The organism is Rhodococcus sp. 008 (genome assembly GCF_001682295.1).
Taxonomy (GTDB): Bacteria; Actinomycetota; Actinomycetes; order Mycobacteriales; family Mycobacteriaceae; genus Rhodococcus_F; species Rhodococcus_F qingshengii.
Genome location: NZ_CP012749.1, coordinates 190,333 through 211,617, shown reverse-complemented (window position 1 = coordinate 211,617; position 21,285 = coordinate 190,333). Strand labels below are relative to the sequence as shown.

Below are 21,285 nucleotides of genomic sequence, written 5' to 3'. Positions count from 1 at the left end.
GTTGTCGATGGCTGCACTGATCACGGATCGCGAGCTCAACCTGGCGACTCTGGCGCGGCAGTTCCTGCTGCGGAGGGCCGAGGTCAGTGCGTTGGATGCGATCGAGCACCTGGCAGGTCTGCAGGCCCAGGCGCCGAACCCGCCCTACCTGGCGCTGTGGGCGCGGCTGAAGAACTTTGCGGCAGAAGACCTCTCCACCCTTGTCGAGAAGCGCCAGGTGGTGCGGCTTGTTGCCATGCGGGGCACGGTCTTTGCTCTTTCGGCCGCGGATGCGGGTCCCTTCCGGGCCACGGTTCAGACGATCATGGAACGCGATCTCCACACCAACAGCACTCAGCGTGCTGCGCTCACCGGGTTGGATCTCGACGCGCTGGCGCGGGCGGGGCGCGAATTGGTAGCGGACGGGCCGCTCACTCAGATGCAGATGAGACCGATACTGGCAGAGCGCTTTCCCGGCCACGCGGCCGAGGGGCTGGCGCACGGCGTTCGAGGACTTCTGCCGATGGTGCAGGTCCCACCGCGAGGCCTGTGGGGACGATCCGGAGCACCGGCACTGACGACCTTGGAGAATTGGCTTGGCACGGAAGTGAGTTCGACTCCGGATCCGGATGTGATGGTGCTTCGTTATCTGGCGGCCTTCGGGCCCGCGAGTGTGAAGGATGCCCAAGCGTGGTCAGGGCTCACGAGACTCGCCGAAGTCTTCGAGAGGCTACGTCCCGGCTTGATCACCTTTGTCAACGCGAAAGGGACCGAGGTATTCGACCTGCCGGACGCCCCGCGACCGACCTCCGGAACACCGCCGGTCAGAATCCTTGCCCCGTTCGACAACATCCTGCTCTCGCACGCCGACCGCTCGCGAATCATGGACGAGCAGTACCGAACTCGTGTCTTCACCGTCAACGGCATCATCAAGCCCGCCATCCTGGTGCGCGGAAAGGTGGTGGGATTCGCGACGGTGACGCCGGAAAAGGAGACGGTCGAGTTGGGTGCGACTCTGTTTGCACAGCAACCGAAGACCGCCCTCGCGTCCATCGAGAAAGAAGCGCGTTCGTTGCTGAAGTTCATGCACCCGAAGATCCCGAACCGCGAGGTTCACTTCACTGTATCTACGTAGCGGGCTTGTGCTTTCGGGGTGCTCGATCGCGCAGTTCGGCCACGATCTCGTCGTTCCACATGTGGCGCCGCACCAACCGGTACCGCTCCCGTGCGATCCACAAGTAGGCCTCGGCGTCGGTGTGCTCGGGCAACATGTCGGCGCCCCGCAGCATTCGCACGACGGGCAGAAACTCCTCGCCGAACCAGCGGCGGGCGACCGTGTCTCGGCCGAGGAACTCACCCTTCTCCTGCATGAGCCGAAAACCCCACGCCTCCACACACTCACTGAGTTCGGCGTACTCCCACGGGTCGGTGACCTGGACGGCTTCGCGTTGTGAACCCTGCAGCGGAACGCGGGTGAGGAAGAGTCGGCGATGATCCTTGATGAGCAGATCGGCGCGCTGAGTGATGCCTTCCGGCGAGATACGCGTGATGATCTCGGTGACGTACGCGTCGATTGTCTTCTGGTGCATCGCACAAGCAATGGACACTCGGTGGTGTCCGTCGATCACGAAGTGCATGGAGCCGACCCGATACAACTGGACGGGTGGCACCGATTCGCCGCGTCGTTGCGCCACCGCAAGTCGCTCCCAACGAGCGCGCGAATGAGTGGACGTCGGACGGAAGTACCTGTCGAAATCACCTGTGCGGTCGACACTTCCGACTATCGATTCGATGGTGACGACCTGCAGACCCAGAGACTTCTCGCCGACCTTGCCCAGAGCTGCGACAACCTCGTCGAACGGCAGGATCGCGTTGACGTCGTCGGGTTCGCGTCGTAGCCAACTGACCAGACGGGCAACGTCGGCACGTCGACGCTGACGGGCGAAGTCGTTTTCCGCGTCGGCTGTGGGAAATCCGGTGTCACGAGCCATGTCGGCGCCTCACGATCGTCGGCGGAGTACCTGGGGAAATCTTCATCAGCGTGAAGCCGACGGTATTGAGCACGATAGTCCGGCCCACCTCCAGATCGAGAGGTGTTCGCCCGTGCGGATGGATGTGTCCGTGGATCATGACCGTCGGATCAAGGTTGTGAATCAAAGGCGTGAGGCATTCGAACCCTCGATGTGGTCGATCCTCGGCGTCGCCGACGCCACGGGCGGGGCTGTGGGTGAGCAGCACATCCACGCCCCTCCGACTGCCGGGAAGCCGCGATTGCCAGGCGTTTCGCCAGGCGAGCGAGCGAGCGCGTCGGCTCTGCTGGCGCTCGGACCACTGATTGGGACCCGTGTTGTATCGGATGGAACCGCCGAGGCCGGCGATCCGCAGACCGGCGACGGTCACGATGCGTCCGTCGGCGTTGACTGCGCCGGTCGGCCCTGGCCACTGCGCCGGCATCCCTGCCCGCATCCAACCCGATCTCTTGTTCGAATATCCGGACAGATCGGCGTCGTGGTTTCCGGGAACGAACACGCAAGGCGCATTCAGCTGATCGGACAGGTACTCCAGATACGCAAACGGCAGATCGCCCGCGCCGAGGATCACGTCGACTCCGAGTGAACGAACCTGACTGCTCCACAGGAATTCGACGGTCTCGTCGCTGACAGCGAGAACGGAGACCATTTCGACGACGCTACCGCCACCGCGAGGTATCTGCGCTGCGAACCTCGCGGGCACGGTGTTTAGATGGACGAGTGTCAGACAGCGTCGTATCTTCCGTCCGGGCTCATCTCGTCAGCAGCATCGAGGGGCCGGACCCCACCGCGGCCTCGGTGACGTTCCTCGGTGTCGAACCGCTGGACGTGCTGCGTTTCGAATCACCCGACGGCCTGGTCCGCTACGTCACACTGGGGTGCTCGCGTCATCCGATGGGCGACCCCAACGAACTGGTCGCAGACCCCACACGCGGACCCCGCGCCGAGTTGGTACTCACGCTGCGCGGTGGCACCGGTGTGGCGTCAGGTGTGGCCAGGACGCTCGCGGTGCTGGCCGCGGCGCCGTCCGTCGAAGGCGTCGTGCTGCTCGAGGACGCACTGTTGGACCTGGGCGAGCCGCTGTGGAAGGACACTGCGTTCACGGCGGTGCTTCTCGGTGACAGCGGGATCGAAGACCTGACGCTGCCGGAGCCGTTCGACCCGGTGCGCTTCCTTGGTGTGGTCCCCCTGACCGGTACCGAAGCCGCCTGGGTGCGTCTGCGCGGCGCGGAGGCACTGAGGGAAGCGTGGACCGAGGCGGGGATCGACATCCGCGATCCGCACCGTTCCGCTGCCTCGCTCTAGCTGCGCTGGCGCTTTGTCCGTCAGATCATTCGGCGTGCACGAGGATGTCCGCCAAGTTCTCGAGACTTACCCGAACCGTCCGTGAAAATGCTTTCGTGACGATCGGGTCGGCCATCTTGCCGAATACTCCTCCCAGGCCGCTTTCGCTGTCGAGTCGGTAGGTGACCCGAGTGCCGTCACCGACTTCTTCGCAGGTCGTGGTCTGCGAGAAGCTGACCGGACTTTCGACGGACGTCGATTTCGACGATCTCGGTGGGTCGTACTCGGTGAATTCGGATGTCCACTCGAGACGCTTGCCCAGGATTCGCGAGACACCGTGCCAGCGGCTTCCCATGCCCATCGGGCCGTCGGTGATCTGTTTGCACTCGACCATCGAATTCTCCCAGTTGGGCCAGTTCTCGGCGACGGCGATGTACTCCCAGACGTCCTTGGGTGGCAACGCGATCTCCACGGATTGCTCGACTGTAGGCATGGTTGCTCCTCCACTTCTCCTTGGATCTGAATTTGCTTGTCGCAAAATGGATTTCGGGAACGGAATGAAAATGCGTACCCATATCCATTGTCCGCCTGCGACGGTGGCAAGTACAGGGAGTCAGCGTGCGAGGTTCACAGCCAGTTGTTGCGACGGAAGAGAAAGAACAAGCCGACACACACCGACGCGATGAGGAACAGGATGGACTGATAGCCGTACTTGTAACCGAGTTCCGGCATGTTCTCGAAGTTCATCCCGTAGATACCGGCAACGCCGGTCGGCACGGCGGCGATAGCGACCCACGCGGAGATCTTGCGCATGTCGGTGTTTTGCTGCACCGCGATCTTCGCGAGTGCGGCGTCGACCAGCGAACTCAACACCTCGTCGTATTCCGAGATACGTTCGGCCACGATCGTGTGGTGATCTCGTACGTCACGGAAGTATCGCCGGATCTCCTTCGGGACGAGGCCGCCCGCGGGCTGGGTCAGCTGGAGCAGTGGCAATCCGAGTGGAGTGACCGAGCGTCGTAGTTCGACGATTTCACGTTTGAGCAGGTAGATGTGCTCGACGGCAACGGTGTTCCGCGGGTTGAACACCAACTCTTCCATGCTGTCGACGTCCTGTTCGACGAGTTGGATGACGGAGAGATAGCTGTCTACGACGTGGTCGGTGATCGCGTGCAACACCGCGAACGGGCCCATGGTGAGGCGCTCGGGGTTCTGCTCGAGTGACTTGCGCACGCTTGCCAGTTCGGAGTGATCCCCGTGCCGGACGGTCACCACGAAGTCGGGGCCGACGAACACCATGATCTCGCCGGTTTCGACGATCTCGCTCGCCGTCGCGACGGACTCGTGCGGCACGTAGACGACCGTGCGCAGCACCAGGAACATGACGTCGTCGTAGCGTTCGAGTTTCGGGCGCTCGTGTGCATGGACGGCATCCTCGACCATCAGCTCGTGGAGTCCGAAAGTTGCTGCTACATCTTGCATCTGACCTTCGTCGGGAGCGTGCATGCCCACCCAGACGAACGCGTTGTCGCGACTACGAACCTCGGCCAACGCAGCGCGGTGCGTGTACTTGCCCGGCAACCGCACGCCGTCCACGTAGACCGCGCAGTCGACGATCGCGCGGGCTGCCGGAACGGGGATCTTGGGCGCATCGGCTTGTGTCGATTTGCCGTTCGACCAATTCGGCAGTGACGGCATGGTTGGCACGCTCGCTCCTTCTCGGTCTGTAATGCAGTGGAACGGCAGGGGAACGGCACTACAGCGACACCTGATCGAATTGCGCTGCCGCTGCGGCGTAATCGTACGTCAGCTTCCGGCTCGCCCACCGGAGCGCGATGAAGTTGCCGATTGCTGACACACTGGAACAGTGCGAATAGATCTTCACACCCACTCCAACGCATCGGACGGCACCCACACCCCGGCTGCCCTCATGCGCGCCGCAGCCGACGCCGGACTCGACGTCGTCGCCATCACCGATCACGACACGACTTCGGGCTGGGCCGAGGCGGCGCAGGCCTTGCCGGCCGGCGTCAGCCTGGTTCGTGGAATGGAGATGTCGTGTGAAGGTCGAGGTGAGCGTGGCTGGCCGGTCGCTGTTCATCTGCTGGCGTACCTGTTCGATCCGACGCACCCCGAATTCGCAAAAGAACGTGAGCGACTGCGCGCCGAACGCGTCGAACGTATCCGGGTGATGACGACCATGATGGCGCGCGACGGTCTGCCCGTCGATCCCGATCAGATCTTGGCTGACGCCGGTCCGTCCGTCGGACGCCCGCACGTCGCAGCGGCCCTGATGCGAGCGGGAGTGGTGTCGAGCATCAGCGAGGCCTTCTCCGACCTGTTGTCCAGTCGAGGGCGATACGACGTTCCCAAGTACGACACTCCGCTCGAGTACGCCGTCGAACTGGTGGCAGCGGCCGGGGGAGTAACTGTCCTCGCGCATGGACGGGCGCGTTCGCGCGGCGGATTGCTTGCGCTCGACCACATCCGTGATCTGGCCGAGCTGGGTCTCGGGGGTCTCGAAGTGGATCACCCGGACCATCGCAGCGACGATCGTGACGTCCTGCGCCGCCTGGCTGTCGACCTCGGTTTGGCAGTCACCGGATCCTCTGACTACCACGGCGAGAACAAGACGATCGGACTCGGCGACGAGCTCACGGACGAAGCCGAGTTCGACAAACTCGTCTCGGCTGCCACCGGCGTGGAGGTACTGGGGCGCTGATGCTCGACACCACGCTCTACCTCACCGTGTTCATCACGCTGTTCGTGATCATGGACCCGCCCGGAGTCATCCCGGTGTTCTTGTCACTCGTCGGACGTAAAAGCCGTGAAGATCGCAATCGAGCGGCATGGCAGGCCCCCGCCGTCTCCCTGGCGGTCATCTCGGTCTTTGCCATCGGCGGTCAGGCGATCCTCAACTACCTCCACATCGGCATTCCGGCGTTGCAGGGCGCCGGCGGATTGCTGCTGCTTCTCATCGCACTCGAACTGCTGACCGGAAAGGCCTCCAACCGTCCGCAGGGAGCCGACGACGTCAACGTCGCACTCGTTCCTCTGGGAACGCCGATGATGGCCGGTCCCGGTGCGATAGCGGCCGTCATCGTCTTTGTCGCCCAGGCCGACGGTGAAGCGGCGTCGTATCTGGCGATCGCGTTGGCGATTCTGTCCATCCACCTCGTGCTGTTCGTGGTCCTGCGCTTCTCGACCGCACTGATCCGGATACTGGGCGAGGGTGGCATCAGTCTGCTGGCACGCATCGCCGGTCTTCTGCTCGCCGCCATCGCGGTTCAACTCATTGCGGAATCAGTCCGCGGATTCGTCGCGGGAGCGTAAGAGATGACATACGACGACAGGTACGACCGGAACGACAGGTACGAGGACGACTACCAGTACCAGGAATATCAGGACTATCAGTACGAAGACGATTACGACTATCCCGCCGACAAACGACAATGGCTGCTGGTCCGCGCTCTACGCGCCCTGAGTGGCACCGTGGCGGCCGGAATCGTGGTCTTGACACTCGTGATCATCGGTTCGGCATATCTGGGCGGCAACCGCGGATTCCCGGGTCCGGGAACAACGTCGATCACCGCGCACATTGCGGCCTCGGTGGTTGCTCTCGCCGCGCAGATCTGGTGCGACCGCAGGCGGGGTATCGCGGCGGTTGCCGGATCGGTGGTCGTGCTCGTGGTGGCGGGGCTGTTGTTGGTGACGCAGTGGTGGGGATGACTGGGTGGGGATGACACGGTGGGGATGACGGCTCGGGTTCGAGTGTGGTGAGGAATCCGACCGCTTGGAGGATTTGATTGTGATCCGACTCTGGTGGCAAACTGGAGTTACTTCGAGGCGGCGCCACAGCCCGGCCCCGAAGTGCAGGTTTCGTCAGAATTTCTCCCGAAACCTAGATTGCATGGATACGCCAGGGCTCACCCGCCCCACACCATGACGCTTCGGATGTATTGCGGCCCACTTTCTCGCGCACGCCGAATGCTCTTCTTCTCAGTAGTCGTTCGCGGAAGAAATGATCTCTGACCGTTGTGAACGTAGTTTCGCAGCGGTCTGAAGGATTACTTCCCAGTAACCCAGCCCCGCTTGAGGCTGGACTAATCAGGAGTGTCATCGTGTCCCTCGTGACTGAAGCCATCAACGTACCCAAGGTCGAGTTGACCGACGAAGAAATCTTTGCCGCTCACGTCGGTGGCAAGCTCTCGGTCGAGACCACAGCACCGCTCGATACGCAGCGGGCCCTCTCGATCGCCTACACGCCGGGTGTTGCTCAGGTGAGCCGCGCCATCGCTGCAGACGAAACCCTTGCCGATCGATACACGTGGACCAACCGACTCGTCGTCGTGGTCAGCGACGGCACCGCGGTTCTCGGACTCGGCGACATCGGCCCTCGCGCGTCGCTGCCCGTCATGGAGGGCAAGTCGGCGCTGTTCAAGAACTTTGCCGGACTGAACTCCATTCCGCTGGTTCTCGACACCAAGGATCCCGACGAGATCGTCGAGACACTCATCCGACTGCGTCCGAGCTTCGGCGCGGTCAACCTCGAGGACATCTCGGCGCCGCGTTGCTTCGAGATCGAGAAGCGCGTCATCGAAGCTCTCGACTGCCCTGTCATGCACGACGATCAGCACGGAACCGCCATCGTGGTACTCGCGGCACTCAAGGGCGCCGTGAAGGTCCAGAGCCGCGACATCACCACACTCAAGGTCGTCATCTCCGGCGCCGGCGCTGCGGGTGTTGCCTGCGCGAACATCCTGCTCGCCGCCGGAATCAGCGACGTCATCGTGCTGGACTCGAAGGGCATCATCTCGGGTGAGCGCAGCGACCTCAACGACGTGAAGGCAGAACTCGCGGCCCGCACCAATCCCCGTGACCTGCATGGTGGTGCCATCGAGGCTCTCGAAGGTGCTGACGTGTTCCTCGGTGTCTCGGCGGGCAAGATCCCCGAGGAGCTCATCGCTTCGATGGCTCCCGAGTCGATCGTGTTCGCACTCTCCAACCCGGACCCGGAGATTCACCCCGAAACCGCGTCGAAGTGCGCGGCGATCGTGGCGACGGGCCGTAGTGATTTCCCGAACCAGATCAACAACGTTCTCGCCTTCCCCGGTGTCTTCAAGGGCGCGCTCGACGCCGGCGCCCGTCGCATCACCGAAGGTATGAAGCTCGCTGCCGCCGAGGCAATCCTGTCGGTGGTCGGCGACGAGTTGGCGGCGGACAAAATCGTCCCCAGCCCACTCGACCCTCGCGTGGCACCCGCAGTAGCGGAAGCCGTCGCGGCCGCAGCGCATGCTGAGGGCGTGACCAGCTAAGAGGGACTACGAAAGCCCCGATCGGAACCCGCACACAAGGTTCCGATCGGGGCTTTTTCGTGTGTACCGAGAGCTACAGACGAGTGAGGTCGGGTGTTCGGCGCAGCCTGCCGGTGCCGGGAACCGATGCCCAGACCACCAGCGCCAGTAAGCCGTCCACGACGAGAGCCACAACCGCGACCAGGATTGCGCCGACGACCACTCGGTCGTACTTGTAGAGCGCGAGACCGTCGAAGATGTACCGGCCGAGGCCGCCGAGGTTGACGTAGGCGGCGACCGTTGCCGTGGCAATCACCTGCAGTGTCGCGTTACGCAGTCCGCCGAGAATCAATGGCAGCGCATTGGGTATCTCGACGCGGAAGAGCACTTGGAGTTCGGTCATACCCATCGCCCGTGCGGCCTCGACGACGCCGCGGTCGACGCTGGCGATTCCGGCGTACGTGCCGGCGAGTAGTGGGGGAATACCAAGAATGACGAGGGCGAGAATCGGCGGCATCACTCCCAGACCCATGAGAAGAACGAGGAAGGTCAGCAGGCCGAGAGTAGGCAGTGACCGCAGTGCGTTGACCAGACTGACGACCACGATCTCACCGCGACGCAGATGGCCGATGAGTAATCCGATGGGCACCGCGATCACAGCCGAAAGTGCCACGGCCAGAACGCTGTACCAGAGGTGCTGGAGGATGCGGGTGCCGATTCCGGTGTCGCCGCTCCAATTTCCGGGATCGACGATGAAGTCCCAGGCCCCGGTGAAGATGCTCATACGGGTTCCCCCTCGGCTGACAGGACGGCGGGAACCTTCGACGAGGTCGACGTTCTGGTCCACGGGGTCAGGAATCGGCCGATCAGATACAGGATCAGATCGAGCGCCAGTGCCAGCACGACGATCGCGATGATGCCCGCAACGATCTGGTCGGGATAGTCGCGGTCGTAGCCTTGTTTGAACAGGACTCCAAGCCCGCCGATTCCGATCAGAGATCCGACTGACACCAGCGAAATATTGGTAACGGCAATAACTCTGATGTTCGCGATCATCACCGGCAGCGCCAATGGCAACTCGACCGTCAGAGCGCGTCGTAGTGGTGTGAAACCGACGGCGGTGGAGGCGTCGATGACGTTGTCCGGCACCGAGTCGAGTGCTTCGGGGACTGCCCGGATGAGCAGTGCCGTCGCATACACGCTGAGTGCGATCACGACGTTGAGAGGATCAAGGGTCTTGAGTCCGAACAACTGGGGGATGGTGACGAACAGCGCGAGCGACGGAATCGTGAACGCAATGCTCGCCAGGGTCAACGTGATTCGGCGCAGCCATCTGACGTTGCGGATCGCTGTTCCGACCGGAACGGCAATCAGGAGACCGATCAGCAAAGGAAGCAGTGCCAGATACAGATGGGTCTTCGAGTAATCCACGACCGTCGAGAAATTGTCGATGAGCCAGCGCATGCCGCTACGACCCGAATCCCTCGGTGAAGGCGACGCGGTTGCGTTCCTCGTCCTCGCGTCGACGCTGATCTGCCAATTTCGCAACGACTTCGGAACCGAGGATCCCGCCGATGACCGCGCCCTCGCCGTCGACGGCAACGCCGATACCGGAAGGCGACGAGATTGCCGCATCGAGTGCTTGGCGGAGATCGCCGCCGGGGGAGAACAGCGAACCACCGGCAGACGTCGACTGAGCAAGGGTTCGTCCCGAGCGCAGGCCTTCGACGCCGGTCACGTCGATCCATCCCTGCGGAGTTCCGTTGTCCGTGACCACGAGAACCCATTCGCCCAATTCGAGACGTAGAGCCTTCAATTCGTTCTCGACGGCCGTGCGTATGGGGTGCAACGGAACCTCGTCGGCAGCGCGGAACGACAATCCCCGATAGCCGCGATCGCGTCCGACGAATCCGGCGACAAAATCCGTTGCCGGAGCGGCCAACACGTCGCGAGGTGCCGCCACCTGCTGAAGCCGCCCGCCGGGACCGAAGACGGCAATGTGATCACCGAGTTTGACTGCCTCGTCGATGTCGTGGGTGACAAAGACGATCGTCTTCTTCAGTTCGCTTTGAAGACGGAGCATTTCGGTCTGCAGATCCTCACGCACCACCGGGTCGACGGCGCTGAAGGGCTCGTCCATCAACAGGATCGGCGGATCGGCAGCCAATGCTCGCGCAACTCCCACACGTTGTTGCTGCCCACCCGAGAGTTGCCCGGGATAGCGGGTGGCAAGGGAGATGTCCAGACCGACTCGTTCGAGTACCCCCAACGCGGCTTTGCGCGCTGCGCGGCGGGACTCACCGCGCAGTACCGGAACTGTTGCGACGTTGTCGATCACGGTGCGATGCGGAAGCAAGCCGGCGTTCTGGATGACGTACCCGATGCCGAGACGCAGCTTCACCGCGTCGGTCTGGGCGATGTCACGACCGTCGACGAAGATCTTGCCCGACGTCGGTGTGATCATCCGGTTGATCATGCGCATCGACGTCGTCTTGCCGCACCCGGACGGCCCCACGAACACCGTGAACGACTCGGCCTCGATGGTGAGATCGAGACGGTCGACGGCGGTGGTGCCGTCCGGATACTGCTTGGTGACGCCCTCGAAGGTGATCACGTGACTACGAGACCGGCTTGTCGAGGCCCTGCGCCGTCACCCACGCCTTGGCCGCCGCTGCCGGCTCCGTCTTGGTGTCGCCGGACACCTGGACGTTGAGTGCCAACAACTCTTCGGTGGTGAGCTTGGCGGACACCGCATCGAGGACTGTCTTCAACTTGTCGGAAGACTTCGACGCGCGCAGCACCGGCACCACGTTCTGAGCCGGGAAATTGTTCTTCGGGTCTTCGAGAACCACGAAGTTGTTCTCCGGGATGGAGGCCGACGTCGTGAAGATGTTTGCCGCGGTGATGTCACCGGAGGAGAGAGCCTTCACGGTTGCCGGTCCACCGCCGTCGGCGATCGGAACGAAGTTGGCTGCCGAGATGTCGAGGCCGTAATTGGACTTCAAACCGGGCAATCCGGCTGGACGTTCCTGGAACTCGGCCGGAGCACCGAACTTGACCTCGGCGGAATGCGGAGCCAGATCGGCGATCGTCTTCAGGTTCCACTTGTCAGCGGTTTCCTTCGTGACAACGACGGCGTCCTTGTCCTCGGCGGATGCAGGCGTCGCAATTGCCAATTCCGACCCGAGAGCTGCGGGAAGAGCAGCGAGGACGTCAGCGGAGCTGGTGGCCGTGCTGTCGGGATCCAAGTACTGCAGGAGATTTCCCGTGTAATCCGGAATGACACTGATGGACCCGTCCTTGAGTGCCGGAATGTACGCCTCGCGGCTGCCGACGTTGAACGACGTGGACACATCGAACCCGTTGACACGCAGTGCTTCGGCGTAGATGTTGGCGATCGTCTCGGATTCGGTGAAGTTGGCGGAGCCGACGACGATCGCGTTGGGATCGCTGTTGGAGTCACCGTCGCTGCTACCGCACGCTGTCAGTGCAGTCAGAGAGACAACGGTTGCCGCGGCTACGAGCCAACGGTTGGAACGAAATCGTGAGGTGCGCATGAGCGTCCTTCCGGTTTTTCGGGCGTCCCGTGTTTCGGGCGTCGGAAACCATTCCCTTGTGGCGAAGCCACCCGAGTGACTTCGACGGCGCCGCCACCGAGTGGCTGCGTCAGGACTGGTTACCGCGCATCGCCCGACAAGTGTAACGATAGGTACCGACATGGCACGGTTTTCGATCCATGGGATTGGATGTGAGGATTTCGGTGAAGAGCACACGCACGAAGTATTCGACTGTTGTTGCAGCACTGATGGTCCTGCCGATTCTCAGCGGATGCGCAAACGGTGTTTCGGTGGTAGAGGGTGCCGAAGCGGAGTCTCGTGACCAGATCGTGGTGGCTGCTGACGCATCGGTGGAGAGTTCGGTGTTGGCCGAGGTGTATTCGACGGTGCTCTCCTCCTCAGGCCTGTCGGCTCGCGTCGAATCGGTGGGTGGTGGCCGAAACCAATCACTCGAGGCTCTGGACGCAGCGCGAGTCATTTTGGTGCCCGAGTTCACCGGCGCGCTGCTCGATCACTACGATCCGTCATCCCCGGCCCGCAAGGCCGACGACGTCTTCGAAGCCTTGAGTCGCTCTCTGCCGGAGGGTCTTTCGGTCTCCGACTATGCGATGGCCGAAGATCGTGCGGTCCTCGCACTCGACACCGGATACGCACAGTCGTTGGGAGCGAAGACGATAGAAGCCTTTGCTCCTTCGTGTGCCGCGGCGACGCCGCTCGTCTCCGCGAGATTCGTCGAGGACGGGGCAGTGGAACAGTTGGCCGAGGGCGCCGATTGTGTCTTCGCCGGTGTCGATCAGGCAACGCCGGCAGACGTACCCGGTGCACAAGTATTCGGAACCACGACGCTGTCGGCGTTGGCACAATCCGATGCCGTCACAGTGCTCGCTGATTCGAATCACGTTCTGGCTGCGCAGAATGTCGTTCCGCTCTTTCGAGCGGGCGCACTGGGAGATTCGGCTGTCAAGGCGCTCAGCGTCGTTGCCGGTGAACTGTCCACCACCGATCTCGCCGCAATGATCGAGCAGGTGCGGACCGGCAAGGCGTCAGCCTCGGAAGTCGCCCGCACCTGGTGGGACACCCGTCAGTGACATGGACGGAGTGGGCCACCCGTCAGTGACATAGACGGAGTGGGCCACCCGTCAGTGAGAGCTTGATCCCACTGCTGAACTCGAATCATCCTTGGCACGAATCAGTTTCGATGCGATGAACTGGCCGAGGTCGGAAACGGCGTCTGCTGCTTCCTTCACCAGTGACGCCTGTGCGTGAGCCACGTGCCAGAGTCTTGCGTACTCGACCAGGGACACATCGACGCCGGCAGCGGCGAGCTTGTCGGTGAACGTCATGATCTGCGGGTAGAGGACTTCCTCGGAACCGACGTGAATCCTGGTGGGTGGCAACCCGTCGAGCTTGCCGTGCATCGGTGCGTAGCCGGGATCAGTACGGTCGCCTCCGGCAAGGTAGGCATCGGCGGCGTCGAAGGACCACGCTGTGTTGACCACCAGGTCGGCCTTTTTGTTAACACCCCGATCGCCGGGATCGACCCACGGTGAGATCAGGGCAAGCGCGCCGGGGGTCACGCCGTGACGCTCGATCAGACGGATAGCGGTCGCCGCGGCCAAACCGCCACCGGCCGAATCGCCGGCAATGGCAACGCGGTCTTCCGAATAGTCGAACTCGGTGACCAACTGCATGAAGGCTGAGACCGCGTCGTCGAGAGCGGCGGGATACGGATTCTCCGGCGCGAGACGGTAGTCCAAGGTGAAGACCGCACTGGACGACTCACGGGCGAGATGAGCTGCGAGAGAACGGTGTGTGGACAGCGAACCCAGCGTGTACGCCCCGCCATGCAGGTAGAGAACTGCGGTGGGGCGCTCGGTTGCGCCGACGGTGATCTTCTCTGCCGGTCGGCAAGCCAGCTCCAACGGGCGCACGACGGCGCCCGCTGGAACCTGCTGTAGCGGCGCCCCGGCCTCGAGCAACAGACGTTGAATCCGATACGGCAGCCGCGAGTTGAAAGCCAGACGGAAGTACGGCTTCAACAAGAATGCGACCACGGGCAGCGGAAGGGTGAACGTGCTCACCGGCAGGGCTCCTGACTCTATATGCGAACTGCGCTGTGAAACGAACTCAGCTGGACTTGGGCATCATTCGGCCGGCGACGATCGCGACGATGCGCTGGTAGCCCGATCCTACGAGGCGAACCCAGGCGTCGAGTGCGATTGCGTCCATCCCGATGAGAACTCGCGGCTTGCTCTTGCGAACACCGTTGACGATCGTCTTGGCGGCGTCCTCCGGTGTGGTGCGCGCGAGCTTGCGGTCGAAGAACTCGGAGAAGACCGCAAGATCTTCACCCGGGCCTGCGGTGGCGTTGCGTGCGATGGCGGTCTTGATTCCGCCCGGGTGCACACAGGTCACCTTCACCGGGTGCTTGGCGATCAGCATTTCCTGGCGAAGCGACTCGGTGAAACCGCGAACGGCGAACTTGGCCGAGTTGTATGCGCTCTGACCCGGCATCGACAGCAGACCGAAGAGGCTCGACACGTTCACGATGTGCCCGTCGCCGGAGGCGATGACGTGGGGGAGGAATGCCTTGGTGCCGTTGACAACTCCCCAGAAGTCGACGTCCATGACACGTTCGAAGTCCTTGAATTCGGACTTCTCGAAAGTGCCGTGGTAGGCGATTCCGGCGTTGTTGTAGATCTGATTGACCTTGCCGAAATGGGCGACAACCGCGTCGGCGTACTCGAGAACCGCTTCGCGCTGGGTGACGTCGAGGTGGTCCGACTTCACCTCGGCGCCGATGGCTTCCACCAGACGCGTTGTCTCGGCGAGCCCGATGGTGTCCACGTCGGAGATTGCCAACTTGGCGCCCTGGCCGGCCAGGTTCAGTGCTAGTGCGCGACCGATGCCCGATCCCGCTCCGGTGATGACTACGACCTTGCCTGCAAAATCACTCATTGTGCTACTGCCTTCTCGTCGTCGAGGTCGATCTGTGAAGTGGTCGCGGTGCCGACGGCGCCAAGATCCGAGGTGGCGACGCTGCGGTATGCCGCGAGGTCGAAATGCTTGGTGGCATTGCGGAACTGGAAGGTGAAGCCAGGCCACAGGGTGGTGTTGTTTCCGTGCTTGTCCATGTACCAGCTGGCGCAACCGCCGTTGTTCCACACGCTCTTGGACATAGCTGCCTGCAGGTCCTTGTTGTACTTGTCCTGCTTGTCCTTGCGCACCTCGATGGTGCCGATGTCGTACTTGTCGATGGTGGCGATCGCGTCGACCAGGTAGTTGATCTGCGACTCGATCATGAAGACCATCGACGAATGTCCGAGGCCGGTGTTGGGTCCGACGAGGAAGAACATGTTGGGGAAGTTGGCAACTGCCGCGCCCTTGTATCCCTGCATGCCGGTCTCTTCGAAGACCTCGGCGAGCGAGCGTCCGTCCTTGCCGAAGATTCCCGCGAAGGTGGGGGAGTCGGTGACGTGGAATCCGGTCGCCACGACGATGGCATCGATCTCACGGGTGGTGCCGGTCTTCGAGACGATCCCGTTGGCGGTGACCTCCTCGATGCCTTCGGTCACCAGGTCGACATTGTCCTGGGCGAGGGTGGGGAAGTAGTTGTTCGAGATCAGCATGCGCTTGCAGCCGATCTGGAAGTTGGGCATGACCTTCTTGCGAAGATCCTTGTCCTTGATCTGGGCCTTCAGGTGACGCTCGGCGGCGAACTGCAACGGCTTCATGAAGACCGGCGCCTTGGCCAGGCCGACGACCTGCGTCTCTCGCATCCAGTAGATACCGGTGCGGCACAACTTCTGGAAGCCGGGAAGGTACTTGAACGCGAGGTGCTCGATCTTGGTGTACTCGCGGTCTGCGCGGGGCAGGATCCACGGCGCCGTGCGCTGGTACACGTCGAGATGCGAGACCTTCTTGCCGATGGCCGGCACGATCTGGATGGCCGAGGCGCCGGTTCCGATGACGGCCACACGCTTGCCGGTCAGATCGGCGTCGTGGTTCCAACGCGAGGAGTGGAAGATCTCGCCCTTGAAGCCGTCGATGCCCTTGATGTCCGGAAGTGAAGGCTCACACAATGCGCCGACGGCCGAGACGACGATCTTTGCGACGAATTCGCCCTTGTTGGTGCTGACGTGCCACCGAGCAGACGCCTCGTCCCAGCGTGCGGAGAGAACGTCGCAGTCGAAGATGTGCTTGTCGAGCACCTTGTGGCGGTTGGCCACCGACTGGATGTACTTGTAGATCTCGGGCTGAGTGGAGAAGGAGCGCGTCCACTCCGGATTGAGTGCAAAAGAGTACGAGTACAAATGCGACGGCACGTCACACGCGGCGCCCGGGTAGCTGTTGTCACGCCAGGTCCCGCCGACGTCGTTGCCGCGCTCGAGAACGACGTAGTCGGTGATGCCGGCCTGTGCCAGTTTGATCGCCGCACCGAGACCGGCGAAACCACTGCCGATGATCAGTGTGCCGACGTGGCGAGTATCCGCGGCAGGTGCTGAGGTATCTGTAACTGGAAGACTCATGTAGGGAACGATATGCCTTTATTGAGTCACGGTCAATAGCTTATTGACGAATATTCAGTAGTCTATTGGGCATGGACGCAGTAAAGCGAACACGGCTCGACCCTGCGCAACGCCGAGCGCAACTCATCGACCTCGGGGCGCGGATGCTGGCCGAACGGCCGCTCGAACAGATTTCCGTCGAGGACATCGCCGATCAGGCTGGTGTCTCGCGGGGGCTTCTGTTCCACTACTTCGCGTCGAAAAGCGAGTTCCATCTGGCGATCGTCCGACACAGCAGTGAACAGATGCTCCAGCGCACCGAGCCGAGCGAGTCGGACGATCCGATGCTCACCCTCCGCTCGGTGCTGGCGTCGTACGTCGACTACGTGACCGAGAACCGCAATACCTACGTCTCGCTGCTCCGGGGGACCGCCAGCGGGGATCCGCAGATGCGTGAGGTGTTCGAGCAGACTCGCGACATCATGGCCAAGAGAACCCTCGATCAGCTCCCGAAGATCGGCCTGACTCGAACACCTCAGGTGGAGTTGGCCGTTCGCGGTTGGATCGCGTTTGTCGAGGAAGCCACCATCAGTTGGCTCCGAGCGCCCGCCATCACCCGCGAGGAACTGATCGACCTGACGGTTCAGTCGTTACCTGCGTTGGCACTGGCCGCCGTCGGCTTCGATGCCGGGCCGGATCTGGGTCTGCTGCAATCGAATTGACGTGAACGCAGAAAGGCCGGGCCCCACACTCCTTGCGGAATGTGGGGCCCGGCCCTTGTCAAATTACTGAGATCAGTTGGTCGGCAGGAACGCCTCGTCCAAGATCTCCTGCTGCTCCACTGCGTGGACCTTGCTCGATCCCGAAGAGGGAGCGGACATCGGACGGCGCGAGATGCGCTTGATACCGGTCAAGGTCTCCGGCAGAAGGTCCGGCAGAGCCAGCCCGAGGAACGGCCACGCACCCTGGTTTGCGGGCTCTTCCTGGACCCAACGGAACTGATCCGCATTCGGGTAACGGTCCAGGGTCTCCTTGAGGCGACGCTTCGGCACGGGGTAGAGCTGCTCCATGCGCACGATGGCGATGTCGTCACGCTCGTCCTTGTGCTTCTTCGCCAGGAGTTCCCAGTACAGCTTGCCGCTGACCAGCAGAACCCGCTTGACCGATTCGCGTGCGCTTTCGCCGCTCTCGTATGCCGGCTCCTCGAAGACCGAACGGAACTTGCCCGTCGTGAAGTCCTCGACGTTGCTGACGGCAGCCTTGTTACGCAGCATCGACTTGGGCGTGAAAACCACCAGCGGACGGCGGATGCCGTCGAGGTGATGGCGACGCAGCAGGTGGAAGTAGCTGGCCGGAGTCGACGGAACCGCAACGGTCATCGAGCCTTCTGCACACAGCTGAAGGAAACGCTCGATGCGACCGGAGGTGTGGTCCGGACCCTGACCCTCGTGACCGTGCGGCAGGAGCAGCACGACGTCGGAGAGCTGACCCCACTTGGCCTCACCCGAAGAGATGAACTCGTCGATGATGGTCTGCGCGCCGTTGACGAAGTCACCGAACTGCGCTTCCCACAGGACCAGAGCGTCGGGGTTACCGACCGAGTAGCCGTACTCGAAGCCCAGACCTGCGTACTCGGTGAGTGCGGAGTCGTAGACCATGAACTTGCCGCCGTTTTCGGCGTCGGCAGCGATCTTGGCGATCGGGCTGTACTCGTTGCCGGTCTTGCGGTCGATGAGGACCGAGTGACGCTGCGTGAACGTTCCTCGCTTGGAGTCCTGACCCGCGAGGCGGATCAAGGCACCCTGCTCGGCCAACGAGCCGAACGCGAGCAATTCTGCGAACGCCCAGTCGACATGTCCCTCACGGGCCATCTCGCGGCGCTTCTCGGCAACCGGCTTGACGCGCGGGTGAACGGTGAAGCCGTCGGGGACGTTGACGAACGCATCACCGATGCGCTCGAGGACCTCGGGAGCGACAGCCGTGGTCAGGCGAGCCGGGGGAGTCTGGTCGAGTTCGACGGACTCGGACGGTTCGGGCTGGAACTTCTCGAGTTCACGGACCTCGTTGAAGACCCGTTCGAGCTGGCCCTGGTAGTCGCGAAGTGCGTCTTCGGCTTCCTTGAGCGAGATGTCACCGCGGCCGATGAGGGACTCGGTGTAGCTCTTACGAACGCTGCGCTTGGTGTCGATGACGTCGTACATGGCCGGCTGGGTCATCGACGGGTCGTCGCCCTCGTTGTGACCGCGACGGCGGTAGCAGATGAGGTCGATGACAACGTCCTTGCCGAACTTCTCACGGAAGTCGACGGCCAGCTGAGCAACCCAGACGCAAGCCTCGGGGTCGTCGCCGTTGACGTGGAAGACCGGTGCGGCGATCATCTTCGCGACGTCGGTGCAGTACTCGGACGAGCGTGAATGTTCCGGAGCGGTGGTGAAGCCGACCTGGTTGTTCACGACGATGTGCACGGTGCCACCGGTGCGGTAACCGCGAAGCAGCGAGAGGTTGAGCGTCTCGGCGACAACGCCCTGACCGGCGAATGCAGCGTCACCGTGCAGCATGAGCGGCAGGACGGTGAAGCCTTCTTCGCCCTTGTCGAGGATGTCCTGCTTGGCGCGGACCAGGCCTTCGAGAACCGGGTCGACGGCCTCGAGGTGCGACGGGTTTGCGGTCAAGGAGACAGCGATGTCGTTGTCACCGAACATCTGGATGTACGTTCCGCTGGCACCCAAGTGGTACTTCACGTCGCCGGAGCCGTGAGCGGCTGCCGGGTTCATGTTGCCCTCGAACTCCGTGAAGATCTTGGAGTACGGCTTGCCGACGATGTTGGCAAGCACGTTGAGACGGCCACGGTGCGGCATGCCGATGACGACCTCGTCGAGCTGGTGCTCGGCGGCCTGGTCGATCACGGCGTCCATCATCGGGATGACGGCTTCGGCGCCTTCGAGCGAGAAGCGCTTCTGGCCGACGTACTTGGTCTGCAGGAACGTCTCGAAGGCCTCGGCGGCGTTGAGCTTGCTCAGGATGTACTTCTGCTGAGCGACCGAAGGCTTGGCGTGATGGCCCTCGACGCGGTCCTGGATCCACTGACGCTGATCCGTCTCGAGGATGTGCGTGTACTCGACGCCGACGTGGCGGCAGTACGCGTCGCGCAGCACGCTCAACACGTCGCGCAGCTTCATCTTCTCTTGGCCGTGGAAGCCGCCGACCTTGAACTCACGGTCCAGATCCCACAGCGTCAGGCCGTGGCTGATGACGTCGAGGTCGGGGTGGCTGTGGAACTTGTCCTTGACGAACTGCAACGGGTCCGTGTCGGCCATGAGGTGGCCGCGGTCACGGTATGCAGCGATCAGTTCGAGAACGCGGGTGTTCTTGTCGACAGCGCCTTCCGGCACGTCCTTGCGCCACCGCACCGGCTCGTACGGGTTGCCGAGCGCGTGGAAGATCTCGTCGTAGAACTCGTCGCTGATCAGCAGGTTGTGGATCGTGCGCAGGAAATCGCCCGACTCGGCACCCTGGATGATGCGGTGATCGTAGGTCGAGGTGAGAGTCATCAACTTGCCGACGCCCATCTCGGCCAGCTTCTCGTCGCTGGCGCCCTGGAACTCGGCGGGGTATTCCATCGCGCCGGCACCGATGATGGCGCCCTGGCCCTTCATCAGGCGAGGAACGGAGTGAACCGTGCCGATACCGCCCGGGTTGGTCAGCGAAATGGTGACGCCGGTGAAGTCTTCGCCGGTGAGCTTGCCTTCACGGGCGCGTCGGACGATGTCCTCGTATGCCGCGTGGAACTGGACGAAGTTCATCGACTCGGTGTTCCGGATGGCGGCAACTACCAGTGAGCGGTTGCCGTCCTTTCCGGGAAGGTCGATCGCGAGTCCGAGATTGGTGTGCTCGGGCGTGACCGCGTTCGGCTTGCCGTCGATTTCGGCGAAGTGCCGGTTCATGTTGGGGAACGCGTTGACTGCCTGGACGATCGCGTAACCCAAGAGGTGGGTGAACGAGATCTTGCCGCCGCGGGTACGCGCGAGGTGGTTGTTGATGACGATGCGGTTGTCGAACATCAGCTTCGCGGGGATGGCACGCACGCTGGTTGCAGTCGGGATCTCGAGCGAGAGCGACATGTTCTTGACGACTGCGGCTGCGGCGCCGCGGAGAACCTTGGTTTCCTCGGCTCCGCCGGCAGGGGCGGGCTTCGCAGTAGCGGCCGCGGGCTTGGCTGCTGCGGGCTGGGCCGGGGCGGCCTTGGCGGCGGGCGCTGCCGTCTTCGCGGGGGCCGGAGCGGCAGCCTTGGCAGCCGGCGCAGGAGGTGCGGTCTTGGGGGCGGGAGGCGTGGCCTTGGGAGCAGCAGGCGGAGCTACAACAGCGGCGGGTGCAGCCGCGTTGCCGTTCGAGGCAGTCCCGTTTCCACCTCCCGTGTTCGCCGAGTCCGGCGAGTAATCGGTCAAGAATTCGTGCCAACTGGGATCCACGGACGACGGATCGTCCTGGAAGCGTTGGTACATCTCGTCAACCAGCCACTGGTTCTGTCCGAATTGGGATGTAGAACTGCTGCTCACGGCAGGTGTTCGCCTCGTTTCTATTTCGGTACCCGATCAGAGCGCCTATATACATGAGATTAGCCCGAGCGTGTGAC

20 protein-coding genes are annotated in these 21,285 nt (G+C 62.7%); 8 read left to right on the top strand and 12 right to left on the bottom strand.

The window, feature by feature from the left end; translation table 11 throughout:
* Positions 1-7 precede the first annotated feature (7 nt).
* Positions 8-1,114, top strand: coding sequence for a winged helix DNA-binding domain-containing protein (locus AOT96_RS00885; protein ID WP_065351191.1), 1,107 nt, complete (start codon positions 8-10; stop codon positions 1,112-1,114).
* Here the strand turns inward: AOT96_RS00885 and AOT96_RS00880 are convergent.
* Together AOT96_RS00880 and AOT96_RS00875 are read right to left on the bottom strand one after the other, a co-directional pair.
* Positions 1,107-1,970 (bottom strand): hypothetical protein, encoded by an 864-nt coding sequence (locus AOT96_RS00880; RefSeq protein ID WP_003945080.1) that lies wholly within the window; start codon positions 1,968-1,970, stop codon positions 1,107-1,109. The two genes, AOT96_RS00885 and AOT96_RS00880, sit on opposite strands and share 8 nt — an antisense overlap.
* A complete protein-coding gene (locus AOT96_RS00875; protein ID WP_065351190.1) occupies positions 1,960-2,658 on the bottom strand; it encodes a metallophosphoesterase family protein in 699 nt (232 codons plus the stop codon). The genes AOT96_RS00880 and AOT96_RS00875 overlap by 11 nt, the downstream gene beginning before the upstream one ends.
* Positions 2,659-2,729: 71 nt before the next feature.
* Here AOT96_RS00875 and AOT96_RS00870 point away from each other — a divergent pair, with 71 nt between their 5' ends.
* Positions 2,730-3,314: a suppressor of fused domain protein gene (locus AOT96_RS00870; protein WP_007736116.1), complete on the top strand. Its 585-nt coding sequence runs from the start codon at positions 2,730-2,732 to the stop codon at positions 3,312-3,314.
* A gap of 25 nt (positions 3,315-3,339) precedes the next feature.
* Here AOT96_RS00870 and AOT96_RS00865 read toward each other — a convergent pair whose 3' ends face one another.
* Together AOT96_RS00865 and AOT96_RS00860 are read right to left on the bottom strand one after the other, a co-directional pair.
* Positions 3,340-3,786 carry an SRPBCC family protein gene (locus AOT96_RS00865; protein WP_065351189.1) on the bottom strand — a complete coding sequence of 149 codons (447 nt, stop codon included), beginning with the start codon at positions 3,784-3,786 and terminating at the stop codon, positions 3,340-3,342.
* A 134-nt stretch (positions 3,787-3,920) separates the two neighbouring features.
* Positions 3,921-4,991 (bottom strand): magnesium and cobalt transport protein CorA, encoded by a 1,071-nt coding sequence (locus tag AOT96_RS00860; protein WP_007736118.1) that lies wholly within the window; start codon positions 4,989-4,991, stop codon positions 3,921-3,923.
* A gap of 169 nt (positions 4,992-5,160) precedes the next feature.
* Here AOT96_RS00860 and AOT96_RS00855 point away from each other — a divergent pair, with 169 nt between their 5' ends.
* From AOT96_RS00855 to AOT96_RS00840, 4 genes are all read left to right on the top strand, one after another.
* Positions 5,161-6,015 carry a PHP domain-containing protein gene (locus tag AOT96_RS00855; protein WP_065351188.1) on the top strand — a complete coding sequence of 285 codons (855 nt, stop codon included), beginning with the start codon at positions 5,161-5,163 and terminating at the stop codon, positions 6,013-6,015.
* On the top strand, positions 6,012-6,626 hold the full coding sequence (locus AOT96_RS00850) for a MarC family protein (protein WP_164490628.1): 615 nt from the start codon (positions 6,012-6,014) through the stop codon (positions 6,624-6,626). The genes AOT96_RS00855 and AOT96_RS00850 overlap by 4 nt, the downstream gene beginning before the upstream one ends.
* Positions 6,627-6,629: 3 nt before the next feature.
* Entirely contained in the window at positions 6,630-7,022 is a 393-nt protein-coding gene (locus tag AOT96_RS00845) for a hypothetical protein (RefSeq protein ID WP_007736120.1), read from the top strand.
* 392 nt (positions 7,023-7,414) lie between these two features.
* Positions 7,415-8,608, top strand: a complete 1,194-nt coding sequence (locus tag AOT96_RS00840; RefSeq protein ID WP_065351187.1) for an NAD(P)-dependent malic enzyme — start codon at positions 7,415-7,417, stop codon at positions 8,606-8,608.
* Between the two features lie 73 nt (positions 8,609-8,681).
* Here the strand turns inward: AOT96_RS00840 and AOT96_RS00835 are convergent, their stop codons facing one another.
* From AOT96_RS00835 to AOT96_RS00820, 4 genes are read right to left on the bottom strand one after another with little or no spacing between them, the layout of a single operon-like run.
* Entirely contained in the window at positions 8,682-9,371 is a 690-nt protein-coding gene (locus AOT96_RS00835) for an ABC transporter permease (protein ID WP_003945081.1), read from the bottom strand.
* Positions 9,368-10,051 carry an ABC transporter permease gene (locus AOT96_RS00830; RefSeq protein ID WP_007736121.1) on the bottom strand — a complete coding sequence of 228 codons (684 nt, stop codon included), beginning with the start codon at positions 10,049-10,051 and terminating at the stop codon, positions 9,368-9,370. Before AOT96_RS00830 ends, AOT96_RS00835 begins: the two co-directional genes overlap by 4 nt.
* A gap of 4 nt (positions 10,052-10,055) precedes the next feature.
* On the bottom strand, positions 10,056-11,201 hold the full coding sequence (locus AOT96_RS00825) for an ABC transporter ATP-binding protein (RefSeq protein WP_030536933.1): 1,146 nt from the start codon (positions 11,199-11,201) through the stop codon (positions 10,056-10,058).
* Between the two features lie 4 nt (positions 11,202-11,205).
* Positions 11,206-12,144 (bottom strand): ABC transporter substrate-binding protein, encoded by a 939-nt coding sequence (locus AOT96_RS00820; protein ID WP_003945094.1) that lies wholly within the window; start codon positions 12,142-12,144, stop codon positions 11,206-11,208.
* Positions 12,145-12,347: 203 nt separating this feature from the next.
* On the opposite strand from AOT96_RS00820, the gene AOT96_RS00815 reads away from it, so the two are divergent.
* Positions 12,348-13,232, top strand: coding sequence for an ABC transporter substrate-binding protein (locus AOT96_RS00815; RefSeq protein WP_065352737.1), 885 nt, complete (start codon positions 12,348-12,350; stop codon positions 13,230-13,232).
* Positions 13,233-13,283: 51 nt separating this feature from the next.
* Here AOT96_RS00815 and AOT96_RS00810 read toward each other — a convergent pair whose 3' ends face one another.
* Genes AOT96_RS00810 through AOT96_RS00800 form a run of 3 tightly spaced genes read right to left on the bottom strand, consistent with a single transcriptional unit; the run spans position 13,284 to position 16,673 of the window.
* Positions 13,284-14,225, bottom strand: a complete 942-nt coding sequence (locus tag AOT96_RS00810) for an alpha/beta hydrolase fold domain-containing protein (protein ID WP_065351186.1) — start codon at positions 14,223-14,225, stop codon at positions 13,284-13,286.
* 46 nt (positions 14,226-14,271) lie between these two features.
* Complete coding sequence (locus AOT96_RS00805) at positions 14,272-15,102, bottom strand: SDR family NAD(P)-dependent oxidoreductase (protein WP_007736128.1); 831 nt, start codon at positions 15,100-15,102, stop codon at positions 14,272-14,274.
* Positions 15,099-16,673 carry a flavin-containing monooxygenase gene (locus AOT96_RS00800; protein WP_003945071.1) on the bottom strand — a complete coding sequence of 525 codons (1,575 nt, stop codon included), beginning with the start codon at positions 16,671-16,673 and terminating at the stop codon, positions 15,099-15,101. The genes AOT96_RS00805 and AOT96_RS00800 overlap by 4 nt, the downstream gene beginning before the upstream one ends.
* A 71-nt stretch (positions 16,674-16,744) precedes the next feature.
* On the opposite strand from AOT96_RS00800, the gene AOT96_RS00795 reads away from it, so the two are divergent.
* On the top strand, positions 16,745-17,374 hold the full coding sequence (locus AOT96_RS00795; RefSeq protein ID WP_007736130.1) for a TetR/AcrR family transcriptional regulator: 630 nt from the start codon (positions 16,745-16,747) through the stop codon (positions 17,372-17,374).
* Between the two features lie 72 nt (positions 17,375-17,446).
* On the opposite strand, the gene AOT96_RS00790 is transcribed toward AOT96_RS00795, so the two are convergent.
* The gene (locus tag AOT96_RS00790) at positions 17,447-21,208 is read right to left on the bottom strand and encodes a multifunctional oxoglutarate decarboxylase/oxoglutarate dehydrogenase thiamine pyrophosphate-binding subunit/dihydrolipoyllysine-residue succinyltransferase subunit (protein ID WP_047268983.1); all 3,762 of its coding nucleotides are present in this window, start codon (positions 21,206-21,208) and stop codon (positions 17,447-17,449) included.
* Between the last annotated feature and the right edge of the window lie 77 nt (positions 21,209-21,285).